The organism is Streptomyces sp. NPDC030143 (assembly GCF_055573695.1).
The window spans coordinates 20,324-34,225 of the sequence record NZ_JBVIAY010000033.1; the positions used below are offsets into that span (position 1 = coordinate 20,324).

Sequence of the window (13,902 nt, forward strand, 5' to 3'; positions counted from 1 at the left end):
CATCAGCGGGTGGCCGCCAAGCATCAGCCTACGACGGCGATGCAACGGCGGTCACCCGCGGCTGGCGGCGCCGGCATCGCTCTGCAGTCCTGTCAGGGCCCGCAAACTCAGCGGCTGGCCTCCGGCCGAGGCGGTCCAGATTCCGGCGACGACGTCCGCGACGTACGCGGCGCGTGTGCAGTGGCGGAGGTGCCGTTCGCCGGCGCCGTGGCCGCGCTGGTCGACAGCGACGACGCGGTGCCGGGCACGAAGGTGCCGGACCGTCGTGTCCCATTCGCCGGCAACGTCATCTGCGGCGGCGTAGCGCCGGGCGTCGGGCCAATTGCCATGACGTCCTTCGGTGAGCGGACCAGTTCCTGGCCGGGTCGCCCGCGCTGACCAAGGGCTCCAGCCCAATACCGCCCGCCCACAAGGTGGGTGGCAGCTCCTGCATATGATGCGCAAATGCGTGACTACAGCATCAGGGAAGCCACAGCAGCGGACCTCGACGGGGCGCGGGTCGTGATGCTCGACGCCGTGTACCGCGACTTCGGCACCGGGTACGTGCCGCGCTGGCACGCCGACATCATCGACCCGGAGGCGTTCTATCTCGCACCGCCACGGCACACCCTGCTGGTCGCGGTCGACGAGCGGGACGGCACGGTTGCAGCCACGGCCGCGCTGGACGCACGGGGGCCGGCCCATCCGCCGAACCCGCGGTGGCTGGCCGAGCGGTATCCCTCGGGCAAAACCGCGCAATTGCGACGGGTCTACGTGCGCCCCGAGCACCGGCGGCGCGGGCTGGCCCGGCAACTCGTGCACCACCTGCTGGAGTTCGCGAGGGCGGACGGCGGCTACCGGCAGGCGTATCTCCATACGTATCCGCACTCACCCGGCGCGATGGGCCTGTGGCAGGCCCTGGGCAAGGTTGTCCTCGATGAGCGGGAGGAAGCGCCCGGCGGCGGGAGCGACGTCGTGCACTTCGAGATCCCCGTTGTTTAAACGAAAACGATATTCATATACTCTGCGTCCCGTGCCGGACCTGCAAAGACCGCACACAGAACCACACCACAGAACGACGAGGGCCATGAGAACTCCCCGCCGTCGGCTGATAGCCGGCCTGCTGCTCACCCCCCTGCTCACGGGCTGCTTCGCCTCCTCCGGCGACGACTCGTCGGCCCCGGGCTCCGCCGACGGCGCACGCCTGCGCGTTGCGCTCGCCTTCGCTCCCACCGAGAACTACTCGCCGTTCGGGCAGGACGCCATGCTCCTGTCCCGGCTGGGCGTCACCGAGGGGCTGACCAAGCTGGACGCCAACGGCACAGCGGCCCCCGCGCTCGCCGAGTCGTGGAGCAGCGAGAGCGGCGGCAAGAGCTGGGTGTTCACCCTGCGGGAGGCGAAGTTCCAGGACGGCGAGGCCGTCACCGCGAAAGCCGTCGCGGCAGCCCTCACCGCCGTCGGCAAGGCCGACCCGGCCCCCTCCGCGATCTCCGGCGTGAAGCTCACCGCCGAGGCCGTCGGCGAGAACCAGGTCCGTGTCGACACCGCCGAGGCCGACCCCGTACTGCCGCTGCGGCTGTCCAACCCGTCCCTGGCGGTATTCGCCCCCAAGGCGTACAAGAAGGACGGCACGGTGAACGTGGTCGGTACCGCCACCGGCCCCTTCGAACTCACCAAGATCACTGGCGACACGGCGGCCACCCTGGACCGGTACGACGACTACTGGGGCGGACGCTCCCAGGCGTCCGGCATCGACGCGAAGTTCGTCTCGGACGGCACCGCGCGCGCCAACGCCCTGCGCACCGGTGACGTGGACATCGCCGAGTCGCTCCCCGTCGCCCAGGTCGCCTCCCTGGACAAGGGCACCGTCCACGAGGCCAACACCGCCCGCAACACCAGCCTGTACCTCAACACCAAGTCCGGCGCCTTCACGGAAGCAGGGCTGCGGGCCGCCGCACGCGAGGCGATCGACACCTCGGTCGTCGCCCAAAGCGCCTACGAGGGGTACGCCGTGCCCGCCCAGGGCCTCTACGGGCCGGCCCTGCCCTGGGCGTCCGGCAAGCGGACCGAGCCGACCGGGCGGGCGAAGGCGACCGACCCCAGGGGCAAGAGCATCACCATCGCCACCTACACCGACCGGCCCGAGATGCCGGAGGTAGCCCAGATCCTCCAGCAGCAGCTGCAGAAGGCCGGTTTCAAGGTGAAGCTGGAGGTGCGTACCTACGCACGCCTCGAAGGCGACATGATGGCCGGGAAGTTCGACGCCGTCGTCTACGGCCGCAACATGATGCTGGACACCGGCGACCCGGTCACCGTCCTGGGCAGCGACTACACCTGCGACGGCTCCAACAACCTGTCGTTCCTGTGCGACAAGAGCGTGGACAAGCTCGTCGCCGCCGCCCAGGCCGAGTCCGACACCGCCAAGCGGCAGGACGCCGCGCTGAAGGCGGAGGCCGCCATCCTCGGCACGGACGCGGTGATCCCGCTGGTGCATCTGAAGCTGGTCACGGGCATCGCCAAGTCCGTGCAGGGCGCGCTGCTCGACCCGTACGAGCGCTCCCTCATCGGGACGGGGACCCGGCGCTGAACAGCTCGAACGCCACTGTGACCGGCGGTATCGGTGCCGCCCTGCGCGCCCTCGCGCGCGGCGGCGGCCCGGCGCTGCTGTGGCGGGCCGTGCTCACGGCCGCCCTGGTGTGCGGGATCGGTCTGCTGCCGTGGCTGTCGCGCACCGATCCCGCGCTGACCGTGCTCAGAGCCCGGTCGGCCGAGCGGGACCCGACGCCCGAGACGCTGCGGGCCATCCGGGACCAGCTCGGCCTGGGCGACGGCCCGTTGCCGCTGCTCGGGCGCTGGCTGGGCGGGCTGCTGCACGCACATGCGGGCACGTCGTGGGTCTCCGGCGGCGAGGTGCTGCCCGCCGCCGCGCAGGCCCTCGGTGTCTCCCTGATGCTGATGGCCGGGGCCCTCGTGGTCGCCGTCGCCACGGCAGCGGCGGTGTGTGCGCGCACCCTGCGGCTCGGCTCCCGGCGACGCCTCGGCGACCGCACCCCCGGAGGTACCGCGACGGCCGTCCTGGCCGCACTGCCCGAGTTCCTCCTCGCCTCCGTGCTGGCCTCGGTGATCGGCGTGCAGCTGGGCTGGCTGCCGGCGCTGGGCTGGTACGGGCCGCAGTGGATGGTACTGCCCTCGCTCGCCCTGGGCCTGCCCGCCGGAGCCGTGCTCGGGCGGATGCTGGACGACCTGCTGCCCTGCGCGTTCGCCGAGCCGTGGGCGCTGGCCGCCGCCGCGCGCGGCGTACCGCCCAAGTCCGTGGCCCGGCAGGCCCTGCGCCGGTGTGTGCCCGGACTGCTGCCCAATCTGGGGCTGTTCGTGGTCGGTCTGACCGGCGGATCGGTCGCCGTCGAGCAGATCTTCGACATCCCGGGGCTCGGCCGGCTCACGCTGCAGGCCGCCCTCGCCCAGGACCTGCCCGTGCTGCAGACCGGCACGCTCGCCCTGGTGCTCCTCGCTGCGGCCGCCGGGCTCCTCGCCCGGCTCGCGGCCCGGTGGCTGATCGGGCCGGCGCTGCGCGACGGCGCCCTGCACTCCCTGCACCGGCCCACCCCGCCCGCGCCCCGGATCCTGCCCCTGCTGTACGGGGCGCTGCTCCTCGCAGTCATCGGCCTCGGCCTGCCGCGCAACCCACTCGCCCTGCACACCGACGCCCGGCTCCAGGCCCCGTCCGCCGCGCACCCCTTCGGCACCGACGCGCTCGGCCGGGACCTGCTGGCCCGCATCGCGCACGGGGCGCTGGACACCCTCGCCATCGCCGTCGCGGTGAGTGTCGTCGCACTTGCGGCCGGTGTGCTGCTGGGACTGCTGCCCCGGCTGTCCGCCCCGCTCGTCGACACGGTCAACGCCGTACCGGCCGTGCTGGCCGGCCTCCTCGTCACCGGCATTGCCGGCAGCGGCCCGTGGACCCCGGCGTTCGCGGTGGCCGTCGTCGCCTGGTCACCGCTGGCCACCCACACCTCCGCCCTCCTGCAACAGGAGCGGGCCACCGCCCACTTGACCGCCACCCGGGCCCTCGGCGCCGGACGCTGGTATCTCCTCTGGCACGAACTGCTGCCCGCCGTGCTGCCGCCGGTCACCCGGCACGCCCTGCTTCGGCTGCCCGGCATCGCCCTGTCCCTGGCCGCCCTCGGCTTCCTCGGCCTGGGCTCCCAGCCGCCGTCCCCCGAGTGGGGCCTGCTGCTCGCCGAGAACCAGCCCTACGCCGAGCGCGCGCCGTGGGCCGTCCTCTTCCCGGCCGCCGTCCTCGCCCTGCTGGGGGCGCTCGCGGTGACCTCCGCGGGCGGCATACGACTGCCCCGGCGACGGAAGCGGCCGGGGAGCCCCTCCGGAGCACCCGGCGAGGCCGACAGGGCCGTGCCCGAGCCGGAACGACAGCCGAACCGCCCCGACGCCCTCCTGACCCCTGTCCCCGCCTCAGCCTCAGCCTCAGAAACCCCATGACAGATCTCATCTCCCGCGCCCTGACCCGCCGAGCCGCCCGCACCCCCAAGAACGGGACACCCCGAGGCCGCGCGCCCGCAGCCCCGCGCGAACGGACCTGGAAACTCTGGAAGGAACTGTCACCGCTGCTGCGGCTGCTGATCATCACCCAGGCCGCCTTCAACATCGGTTTCTACGCCGTCCTGCCGTTCCTCGCCGAGCACCTCGGCACCGCGATCGGCATGGCGGGCTGGCTGGTCGGCTTCGTCCTCGGTCTGCGCACCCTCAGCCAGCAGGGCCTGTTCGTGGTCGGCGGCTGGCTCGTCGACCGGTACGGCGTACGCCCCGTCGTCCTGGCCGGTTGCGTGCTGCGGATCACCGGGTTCGCCTGGCTGGGGTACGCGGAGGCGACCTGGGCCGTGATCGGCGCGGTGCTGGTGATCGGTTTCGCCGCCGCACTGTTCTCCCCCGCCGTTGAGTCCGAGGTGGCCCGCCAGGCGGTGGTCTGGGAGGAGGAGGGCCACGGGCCGCGCACCCGGGTCCTGGCCCTGTTCACCGTGGCGGGCCAGGCCGGTGCCTTCGTCGGCCCGCTGCTCGGCGCGCTGCTGCTCGCCGTGGACTTCCGCACCACCTGCCTCGCCGGGGCGGGGGTCTTCGTCCTGGTTCTGGCCGGACACGCGTGGCTGATGCCGCAGCACATCCCCGGCAGGGTCCGCACCCGGGGGCAGGCCGGGGTGCGGGTGCTGCTGCGCAACCGCCCTTTCCTCGCCCTGTGCTGCGCGTACGGGACCTACTTGCTCGCCTACAACCAGCTCTACCTCGCCCTCCCGGACGAGGTACAGCGCGCGGCGGGCTCCCAGGCTCCGCTGTCCTGGCTGTTCGCCCTCTCCTCACTGCTGGTCGTTTTCGCGCAGCTTCCGGTCTCCCGCTGGGCGGGCGACCGGCTCGACCTGCGCCGCTCCATGACCGCCGGGCTGCTGCTCATCGCCGCCGGCTTCGCGGTCGTGGCCGCCGCACGCCCTGCCCACTGGACAGGGGTTGCCGGGCTGCTGCCCGCCGCGGGATACGTCATCTTGCTCACCCTCGGCCAGATGCTCGTCGTCCCCGCCGCCCGCGCCTGGGTGCCCGACCTCGCCGAGGACGGCCGACTCGGCCTGTACACCGGTGCTCTGTCCTCGGTCAGCGGCCTGATCGTCCTCATCGGCAGCGCAGCCACCGGCCTTCTGCTCGACCTGGGTCTCCCGGCCGCCGTTCCCTGGCTGCTCCTGGCCATGGTTCCGGCGCTGGCGGTGGCGCTGGTGCCGCGCCACCCCAGCCGAACCCGGACGAGGCGTTCGGTCACCACGGCGGCACGCTCGTAATGGGGGCAGCTGCCGTACGGTGACGATGTATTCGGCGTCCTCCCCCACGGCGGGCTTCGGTCCCGAAACGGTGTAACCCCCGCTGGTGGGGGCGAGCTCCCAGCCGTCCGGGCCTTCCTTGCAGGTGATGTCGCCGGGGGTGACGTCCTTGGGCAGGATCGGTTCTAGTGCCGCATCAGGCAACGTTCGCCCTGTCGACCACGGCCCGCAGGCGCCGTTCGTCGGCGTGGCGGATTGCCCCGCCGAGCGGGCGAGGACAGCGTCCTGGGCGGAGCTCATGCTCCGCAACTGCCCTGTCCCCGAGCTTGGACGCGTGCCAACGGAGCTGGAGCGACGTCACACGCTCACAGTGGTCAGCCCTGCGGATCCTGCGGTTTGACCTCGACCTCGCGCAGACTCTGCTCTTTGAGTTCGGTGCGTGCCTCGGTGCGGTGTCCCCGGGCGATGTAGTCACGCACGACCGCTTCGACGGCGTCCTGGGGAGAGCCGACCCCCGCCAGGACCATCACTTCCACCACCAGTTCGGCATCGAGGCTGATGTTGACCTTGGCCACAAGCGGCTCCCTCCGTCAGTCCGGGACTCTAACAGCCGCACAGCGGTGACTCGTTGCCGCTGCGGTTCGTGGCACAGGACAACAACAGGGCGAACGTCTGCTTGATACGGCACTCGCTTGGTGATTCCGGCGGAGGCGGACTGGCGACTCCGCGGAGAAGGTCAGGGCGACGTTCTGATCGAGAGCCCGCGGCGCCCTCCGCCTCGACCTCCGCGTGGGCCGCGGCCGGCCCCGCGGTGGCGACAGTGACCGCGAGTGCGGCTGCCGTGAGGGCGCCAAGACGGTGCAGGCTGCGTGTCAGGGTCGGGCGATGCACGGGAACTCCCTCGTTCCGGTGGCGTTGGAGGGCGTCAAGTCCGTTTCTGGTAGCGGCCCCGCGTTCGGGTTGTTCGAGGAATGGCCGGCGGACGAGTCGTCCCGGGCGGGAGCGGGTGACGTGGATCGAGGGCTCGTCGGTGGGCAGGGCGAGAACCGGTCCGGGATCAGTGGGGTTCGGCGGACCGTTGTCGATCGTGCTCGGGCAAAGGAACCGTTTGTGAGCGTAACCGCGTGTGTCAGTCTCCGAAGTCGGCTGCGCAGAGGACTGGAGTCGGGTGCACGTCACCGAGGACAACCTCGCCGCCCTTGCCCACCAGACCCGCCGCATCAGCCCGGCCTCCGTTCGCGTGCCGCCGGCCCCTGGCGGCTGCTCAGTCGGGCGGGACGGCTGGGTCGATGATCCGATACCCCACCCCGGGTGTGGTGGCGATGACCGGGGGGTCGCCAAGTTTGCGGCGCAGGCGGCTGATGGTCACCGTGACGGTGTTGGTGAACGGGTCGGCGTGTTCGTCCCAGACCTGTTCGAGGAGGTTCTCCGTGCTGAGGAAGGCGGGGCTCGCGTTCAGGAGGGCTTCGAGTACCGCGAATTCCTTGACGGAGAGGTCGAGTTGACGGCCGTCGCGGCTGGCGATGCGGCGCATCGGGTCGAGTTCGATGCCCGCCGCACTCAGGGTGCGGGAGCGGGCGGCAGGGCGGCGGCGGGCCAGGGCGCGGATGCGCAGGACGAGTTCGGGAAAGTGGAAGGGCTTGGCGAGGTAGTCGTCGGCGCCCAGGGTCAGGCCGCTGACGCGGTCCCCGGGTGAGTCGGCGGCGGTCAGCATGAGGACCATCACGCGACTGTCCCGTTCGGTGATCATCTGGCAGAGGGTGTCGCCGTGGATGCCTGGCAGGTCGCGGTCGAGCACGACGACGTCGTACGCGTTGACGTCCAGTTTGGCCGCGGCGTCGAGCCCGTCGTGGGCCACGTCCACAGCGATGCCCTGGTCGCGCAGTCCCTCGGCGATGACTTCGGCGAGAGCGCGGGCGTCCTCGACCACCAGGACTCTCAACGCGCCACGCTCGTCTCTGTGTCGGGGGCTTCCGCCGTCGCCCTGCCGTCCGTACGGGGGAGGGTGATGGTGACGCGCAGGCCGCCGTCGGGGCGGGCGCGCAGGTCCAGGGTGCCGTGGTGGGCCTGGGTGATGGCCGCGACGATGGAGAGGCCGAGACCGCTGCCCCGGCCGGTGCCGGTCCGGTCGGCGCCGAGGCGGCGGAAGGGCTGCGCGAGGTCCGCCACCCGCCGCTGGTCGAGGACCGGTCCGCTGGACTCGATGACGAGGGACACTGCGCCTGCGTCGTCTCCTTCGGCCCGTACCGCGACACTGATCCAGCCCTCGGGGTCGTTGTGCGCGATCGCGTTGTCGACCACGTTGTCGACCGCGCGGCGCAGCAGCGTCCGGCTGCCCCACACCCACGCGCGGTCGTCGATCCGGTTCTCACGCACCGTCAGGCCCTTGGCCGCGATGTCCTTTGCCCGTCCGGCCAGGGCGGTCAGCGCGAGCCGGCCGAGGGTGAGGCGCGCCGAGTCGGTGAACTCGCCGTGCTGGGTGCGAGCCAGGACGAGGAAGCTCTCCAGCAGCCGGTCCACCTGGTCGAGTTCGGCGCGCATCCGGGCGGCCAGCGTGGCCGTGGTCTCGGGTACCGGGCCCGGCTTGGCGAGGGCCACGTCCAGGGAGGCCCGCATCGTGGTGAGCGGGGTGCGCAGCTCGTGGGAGGCGTTGGCGACGAAGAGGCGCTGGGCGTCGAAGGAGCCCTCCAGGCGGCCGAGGAGGTCGTCGATGGTGTCGGCGAGGTCTGTCACCTCGTCGCCGGGGCCGCCGATGGCCAGGCGTTCGTGCAGGCTGTCGGCGGTGATCCGGCGGGTGGCCGCTGTCATCATGCGCAGCGGGCGCAGCACCCGGCCGGCGACGAACCAGCCGAGCCCGACCGAGATCACCGCCATGACGCCGAGGGCGATGGCGGAGCCGATCAGGATCTGCCGGGACTGGGTGTCGTGCGCCCGGGCCAGCTGTTGCTCCAGCTCGTCGATGCGGCCCTGGGCGTGTGCCGTCGTGGCGGGTTGATCGGGGCCGCCATCGGGGGCGGTCTGGCTGGAGCGCGATCCGCCGGATGCCACCACGGCCGCGATGGCCAGCAGCGCCGTTCCCGACAGCAGGAACAGAGTCACGTACCAGGCGGTGAAGCGGGTGCGGGCAGTGCCACGGCGCAGGCCGAGCCGGGCGGTCAGGCCCGCGAACCGTCGGGGCGCACCCCATTTCATCCGCATGCTCCCCTCTCGCCACCGCACCAGGACATGTACCAGGCCAGGCTAAGCCGAGGCGCCTAACAGCGAGATGACAGTGGCCGTTCGGCCCCTGTAACTCGCTCCGTCACAGGGTGGGCCCATGAGCGATGAGAGTACGAAGGCGACGATCGAGGTCATCGGTCTGCGTAAACGCTTCGGGCCACAATTGGCTCTGGACGGAATGACGTTCACCGTGCGGCCGGGACGGGTGACCGGCTTCGTCGGCCCGAACGGCGCGGGCAAGTCCACCACCATGCGCGTGATCCTGGGCCTTGACGCGGCTGAGGAGGGAAAGGCCCTGGTCGGAGGGGTGCCGTACCGCACCCTGCGTCGCCCGCTCCGGCATCTGGGGGCACTGCTCGACGCCTCCGCGTTGCAGCCGAGCCGCACCGCCCGTCACCACCTGCTGTGGCTGGCCCACTCGCAGGGTGTGCCGGCGCGGCGCGTGGACGAGGTCATCGAACAGGCCGGCCTGGGCTCGGCGGCCCGGCGCAAGGCCGGCGGCTTCTCGCTGGGCATGCGCCAGCGCCTGGGGATCGCGGCGGCGCTGCTCGGTGACCCGCCGGTGGTCATGCTGGACGAGCCGTTCAACGGCCTCGACCCCGACGGCATCGTGTGGATGCGCAGCTTCCTGGCGGAGCTGGCCCGGCAGGGCCGCGCCGTCCTGGTCTCCAGTCACCTGATGAGCGAACTCGAAGACACCGCGGACCATCTCGTGGTGATCGGTCGCGGCCGGGTCCTCGCGGACGCCGGCGTGTCCGAGCTGCTCGCCGAGACGTCCGGCGGCCGGGTCACCCTGCGTACCCCCGCGCCCGCACGCGCCGCCCAGGTTCTGCACGGCGCGGGCGCCACCGTTCTGGCCACCGGCCCCGACACCCTCGGCGTCACGGGCCTGCCCGACGAGGAGATCGTGGCCCTGCTCGCCCGGAACGGGGTGCCGTTCTCCCAGGTGTCCGCGCACCGGGCGACGCTCGAAGAGGCGTACATGGAGCTCACCCGGGACGCGGTGGAGTACCGGGGCATCCCGGCAGGGGAGGCGACGCGATGACCGCCACCCTCACCCCTCGCCCCCCGGCCGCGAGGCGCGCTGAGCGGGGCGGGTTCCTCAGGACGCTGCACGCCGAGTGGACGAAGTTCCGTACGGTACGCGGCTGGGTCCTCGCCATGGCGGGGGCACTCCTGGTGACGATCGTGGTCGGCCTGCTCGGCACGGCCGCCCCCGCCCCCGGCGGTCGCGGCGCCGACTCCGCCTCGTACCCGAAGGGCCCCGGCGGCGAGGCCGTCAACGACAGCTTCTACTTCGTCCACAAGACGCTCACCGACGACGGCACCCTCACCGTTCCCCTGCGGTCGCTGACCGGCGTGGCCGCCACCGGGGCCGGCAAGACGGCCCAGGGCGCCCAGCCCTGGGCGAAAGCCGGGATCATCGTGAAGGAAAGCCTCACCCAGGGATCCCCGTACGCGGCGGTCATGGCCACCGGCGGCCACGGCGTACGCATGCAGTACGACTACACGCACGACACGGCGGGCCCTTCCGGCAAGGTCTCCCGGGAGTCCCCGCGCTGGCTGCGCCTGGTCCGCTCCGGTGACAGTCTCACCGGTTCCACCTCCGCCGACGGCTCCCACTGGACCAAGGTCGGCCATGCGAAGCTGCCGGGGCTTGCGCGCACCGTGCAGGCCGGGCTCTTCGCGACGTCACCGCAGGCGAAGCAGGACACCGCGGCGGGCGCGGGCTTCAGCCCCGCCGTGGCCACCGGCACCTTCGGCCGCCCCGCCCTCACCGGCGACTGGTCCCGGGGGGCATGGCGCGGCACACAGGTGGGCGGGGACGCGGGCACCTCCGGCAGCTACACGAACACCACCAAGGGCGGCTTCACCCAGACCGACGGCGGCGGGTTCACCGTGACCGGGGCCGGTGACATCGCACCGGTCGTCGGCGGGCCCGTCATGGGCGTTGGCTTCTCCGTCGAGAACTTCCTCGTCGGCACCTTCGCCGGGCTGATCGTGGTGATCGCGGTGGGCACGGTGTTCATCACGGGCGAGTACCGGCGCGGTCTGCTGCGTACGACGATGGCGGCAACTCCCCTGCGGGGCCGGGTGCTCGGTGCCAAGGCGCTGGTGGCCGGGGGCGTCGCGTTCGCCATGGGCCTGGTGGCCGCCGCGATCACCCTTCCCATCGGGGAACGCAGCGCGCTCGGCAGGGGCTTCCATGTCTTCCCCGCCACGTCGGCGACCGAAGTGCGCGTCATGGCCGGCACCGGCCTGCTCTGCGCGGCCGCCGCCGTGCTCGCCCTCGGCGTCGGTGCCCTGCTGCGGCGCAGCGGCACTGCGGTCGCCCTGGTCATCGCGTCGATCGTGCTGCCCTTCCTGCTAGCCACCTCCGGCGTACTGCCCCCAGGCGTCTCGGAGTGGCTGCTGCGGGTGACCCCGGCTGCGGGCTTCGCCATCCAGCAGACCCTGCCGCGGTACGCGCAGGTGCTCAGTGTGTACGAGCCGTCGACCGGCTACTACCCGCTGGCGCCATGGGCCGGCCTCGCCGTGCTGTGCGGATACGCCGCGCTCGCCTTCGGTCTGGCCTTGGTGCGGCTGCGCGGGAGGGACGTATGAGTCTTCTGAGCGGTGCACGAGTCACGAGCACGGCGGACGGCGCGTGGCGAGGGGACTTCGGGCGCGCCCTGCACGCGGAGTGGACGAAGCTGCGCACGGCAGGGGGAACGGGCAGGTTGCTCCTGCTCGCCGTCGTGCTGACCGTGGCCGTCGGCTGCGGCACCGCCAAGGCCGTGAAGTGCCCGGACGCAGGGTGCGGCCAGGATGCCGTCAAGCTCGCCCTGACCGGCGTCACCGTCGGGCAGGCGGTCATCGCCGTCTTCGCGGTGCTGGCCGTCAGTGGCGAGTACGGCACCGGGATGATGCGCACCACGCTCATGGCAGTGCCGAACCGGCTCACCGTCCTCACCGCCAAGGCGACGGTCCTCACCACGGTCGTCCTGGCCTCCGGGACGGCTGCCGTCCTGGCCTCCCTCCTCGCCGGCCGCTCCATCCTGCCCGGCAACGGATTCACCGAGGCGCACGGATATGCCCCGCTGTCCCTGGCCGACGGCCCGACCCTGCGCGCGGCCGTGGGCTCGGTTCTCTACCTCGTCCTGATCGCCCTGATCGGCCTCGGCGTGGCGACGACGGTACGGGAGGCGGCGAGCGCCATCGGGATCGTGCTCGGGCTGCTCTACCTGCTTCCGGTCGTCACCCAGGTGGTCAACGACCCGGAGTGGCAGCGCCGCCTCCAGCAGTTCTCGCCCATGACCGCCGGGCTCGCGGTCCAAGCCACCGTCCATCTGCACGAGCTGCCCATCGGCCCATGGGCCGGTCTGGGCGTGCTCGCCACGTGGGCCGCGGCCGCGCTGCTGGTCGGCAGCCTGCTGCTGCACAGGCGCGACGCGTAGCCGAATCGAGCCGTCCGCGAGCACGGTGGCTTCGGGCCTGTCACGGTCAACGATCCGGTCGACCGGGAGCGACGCCGGGCGGGTCTGCGTGAACGTGTCGTGGAGCACCGGCGGGGCGGGCACGGACGGTGCCGAAGGCGGGCGACCCCAGCGCGTCGTCTTCCAGGTGCACGCACCCTTGAGCCTCCCCCTGCCCGGAGCCCGGAGCGCGTCCCGTGGGGCCTTGACCCCTGATCCTGGAGAAGGGCTCGTCGAGCGGACCCAGTTCGGTCAGGACGGCAAGGATGGGCGAAGATGAGCGGGCAGGCACGGGGCCTCTTCGTGATCAGCTGGCTTCGACACCGACATGATCACTGGCTCCGTGCCTGTTCTGCTGCGGCGTCAACCCCCGCCGCACAGCGACGATGGACCGGGCGTCGTCCTGACGTTGGCCGTTCGCCCCCTGTCAGGTCTTGCTCCGCGCCCGCCGGCGCCGGCCTGGCGGCCGTCCGGACCGGCGGACGAGGCGACGTCACGCAGGAACGCCGAGCGGCGGGTGCTCGAGCACGCGGGGCTTGTACTCGACCAGCTGGATGCGGCTGTCGAAGGTGCGGTGCTCGATCATCTCGAGGGCAACGTCCGGATAGCCGTCGTAGATGCGTTCTGCGCCCGTGGCCCCGGTGATCACCGGAAACATCACGACCCGGAAGCGGTCGACGAGTCCGGCTCGTAGCAGGGACCGGCACAGGCTGAGGCTGCCGATCGTGCTGAGGAGCCCCGGGCCACTCGACTTCATGGCGCGGACCGCCTCGACGGCGTCATCGCGGACGAGCGTGGAGTTGGCCCACGTCAGCGGCTCCTCGAGTGAGGAGGAGAACACCACCTTGGACGCTTGCGTGAGCTCGTCGACGGACGCCTCTTCTTCGGGCCTGAGCTCGTCTTGGCCCTTCGGGACCTCGCCTGCGGCGAAGCCCGACATCAGGCGGTAGGTGTTCGCTCCCATCAGGTACGTGGCCTCGGGCTGCTCGCCGAGCCATGCGAGGTACTCCGGGCCCTCGAGGCCCCAGAACCCGGGCCATCCCTCTCCCGATGCGTGGCCGTCGAGGGAGGTGATGAAGTCGACGAGAAGCTCCGACATGGCGGTGTCCTTTCCTGGGGTGTCACGAGTTTGGACCGGCCGGGAGCCACAAACTCATCGGCCGCGCTGTGGAGTAACGAGAAACCCATGACGCTGCAGCCGGTCAGGCGGGAACGGCACTGCTTCGGAGGGCCCGGAACCCTTCATGATTGTGCTATGCACGCAGTCGGGCAATGGTCTCCACGCCATTGGGAACGGCGGTTCGAGTTCTGTCAAAGCACCAGCTCAGCGCCATCCGCGAACGGCCTCGACGATCTACGCGATCCCGGAACTTCAAGCCGCCCTGTACGATCCCCAGCCCATACGCCTGCGGAAGCAGTCGAACACCATCCGC

General features: G+C 71.9%; 12 protein-coding genes. 8 read left to right on the top strand and 4 right to left on the bottom strand.

All coding sequences use genetic code 11. The features are described from left to right. Positions 1–189: 189 nt before the first annotated feature. From ACZ4YY_RS34120 to ACZ4YY_RS34140, 5 genes are all read left to right on the top strand, one after another. On the top strand, positions 190–378 hold the full coding sequence (locus ACZ4YY_RS34120) for a hypothetical protein (RefSeq protein WP_468298846.1): 189 nt from the start codon (positions 190–192) through the stop codon (positions 376–378). A gap of 66 nt (positions 379–444) precedes the next feature. After that, positions 445–981: a GNAT family N-acetyltransferase gene (locus ACZ4YY_RS34125; RefSeq protein ID WP_468298847.1), complete on the top strand. Its 537-nt coding sequence runs from the start codon at positions 445–447 to the stop codon at positions 979–981. Positions 982–1,066: 85 nt separating this feature from the next. Further along, the gene (locus ACZ4YY_RS34130; protein ID WP_468298848.1) at positions 1,067–2,566 is read left to right on the top strand and encodes an ABC transporter substrate-binding protein; all 1,500 of its coding nucleotides are present in this window, start codon (positions 1,067–1,069) and stop codon (positions 2,564–2,566) included. 89 nt (positions 2,567–2,655) lie between these two features. Beyond that, positions 2,656–4,476 carry an ABC transporter permease subunit gene (locus ACZ4YY_RS34135; RefSeq protein ID WP_468298887.1) on the top strand — a complete coding sequence of 607 codons (1,821 nt, stop codon included), beginning with the start codon at positions 2,656–2,658 and terminating at the stop codon, positions 4,474–4,476. Beyond that, the gene (locus ACZ4YY_RS34140) at positions 4,473–5,816 is read left to right on the top strand and encodes an MDR family MFS transporter (RefSeq protein ID WP_468298849.1); all 1,344 of its coding nucleotides are present in this window, start codon (positions 4,473–4,475) and stop codon (positions 5,814–5,816) included. Before ACZ4YY_RS34135 ends, ACZ4YY_RS34140 begins: the two co-directional genes overlap by 4 nt. Before the next feature lie 353 nt (positions 5,817–6,169). Here the strand turns inward: ACZ4YY_RS34140 and ACZ4YY_RS34145 are convergent, their stop codons facing one another. The 3 genes from ACZ4YY_RS34145 to ACZ4YY_RS34155 form a co-directional block, all read right to left on the bottom strand. Beyond that, a complete protein-coding gene (locus ACZ4YY_RS34145) occupies positions 6,170–6,370 on the bottom strand; it encodes a type II toxin-antitoxin system VapB family antitoxin (protein ID WP_328556973.1) in 201 nt (66 codons plus the stop codon). A gap of 689 nt (positions 6,371–7,059) precedes the next feature. Then, positions 7,060–7,737, bottom strand: a complete 678-nt coding sequence (locus ACZ4YY_RS34150) for a response regulator transcription factor (RefSeq protein ID WP_468298850.1) — start codon at positions 7,735–7,737, stop codon at positions 7,060–7,062. After that, positions 7,734–8,987 (bottom strand): HAMP domain-containing sensor histidine kinase, encoded by a 1,254-nt coding sequence (locus tag ACZ4YY_RS34155; protein ID WP_468298851.1) that lies wholly within the window; start codon positions 8,985–8,987, stop codon positions 7,734–7,736. Before ACZ4YY_RS34155 ends, ACZ4YY_RS34150 begins: the two co-directional genes overlap by 4 nt. Before the next feature lie 124 nt (positions 8,988–9,111). Between ACZ4YY_RS34155 and ACZ4YY_RS34160 the strand changes: the two genes are divergently transcribed. The 3 genes from ACZ4YY_RS34160 to ACZ4YY_RS34170 are packed head-to-tail and all read left to right on the top strand — an operon-like array spanning position 9,112 to position 12,451. Then, positions 9,112–10,059, top strand: a complete 948-nt coding sequence (locus ACZ4YY_RS34160) for an ABC transporter ATP-binding protein (RefSeq protein WP_468298852.1) — start codon at positions 9,112–9,114, stop codon at positions 10,057–10,059. After that, positions 10,056–11,618 carry a DUF1349 domain-containing protein gene (locus ACZ4YY_RS34165; RefSeq protein WP_468298853.1) on the top strand — a complete coding sequence of 521 codons (1,563 nt, stop codon included), beginning with the start codon at positions 10,056–10,058 and terminating at the stop codon, positions 11,616–11,618. Before ACZ4YY_RS34160 ends, ACZ4YY_RS34165 begins: the two co-directional genes overlap by 4 nt. Then, the gene (locus ACZ4YY_RS34170; RefSeq protein WP_468298854.1) at positions 11,615–12,451 is read left to right on the top strand and encodes an ABC-2 transporter permease; all 837 of its coding nucleotides are present in this window, start codon (positions 11,615–11,617) and stop codon (positions 12,449–12,451) included. Before ACZ4YY_RS34165 ends, ACZ4YY_RS34170 begins: the two co-directional genes overlap by 4 nt. Before the next feature lie 511 nt (positions 12,452–12,962). On the opposite strand, the gene ACZ4YY_RS34175 is transcribed toward ACZ4YY_RS34170, so the two are convergent. Beyond that, a complete protein-coding gene (locus ACZ4YY_RS34175; RefSeq protein WP_468298855.1) occupies positions 12,963–13,568 on the bottom strand; it encodes a dihydrofolate reductase family protein in 606 nt (201 codons plus the stop codon). Between the last annotated feature and the right edge of the window lie 334 nt (positions 13,569–13,902).

What these genes read in the sequence shown, in the direction of transcription:
- ACZ4YY_RS34170 (WP_468298854.1), top strand. Translation starts at nt 11,615, where the DNA reads ATGAGTCTTCTGAGCGGTGCACGAGTCACGAGCACGGCGGACGGCGCG.
- ACZ4YY_RS34175 (WP_468298855.1), bottom strand. Translation starts at nt 13,568, where the DNA reads ATGTCGGAGCTTCTCGTCGACTTCATCACCTCCCTCGACGGCCACGCA.
- ACZ4YY_RS34155 (WP_468298851.1), bottom strand. Translation starts at nt 8,987, where the DNA reads ATGAAATGGGGTGCGCCCCGACGGTTCGCGGGCCTGACCGCCCGGCTC.
- ACZ4YY_RS34125 (WP_468298847.1), top strand. Translation starts at nt 445, where the DNA reads ATGCGTGACTACAGCATCAGGGAAGCCACAGCAGCGGACCTCGACGGG.
- ACZ4YY_RS34160 (WP_468298852.1), top strand. Translation starts at nt 9,112, where the DNA reads ATGAGCGATGAGAGTACGAAGGCGACGATCGAGGTCATCGGTCTGCGT.
- ACZ4YY_RS34130 (WP_468298848.1), top strand. Translation starts at nt 1,067, where the DNA reads ATGAGAACTCCCCGCCGTCGGCTGATAGCCGGCCTGCTGCTCACCCCC.
- ACZ4YY_RS34140 (WP_468298849.1), top strand. Translation starts at nt 4,473, where the DNA reads ATGACAGATCTCATCTCCCGCGCCCTGACCCGCCGAGCCGCCCGCACC.
- ACZ4YY_RS34165 (WP_468298853.1), top strand. Translation starts at nt 10,056, where the DNA reads ATGACCGCCACCCTCACCCCTCGCCCCCCGGCCGCGAGGCGCGCTGAG.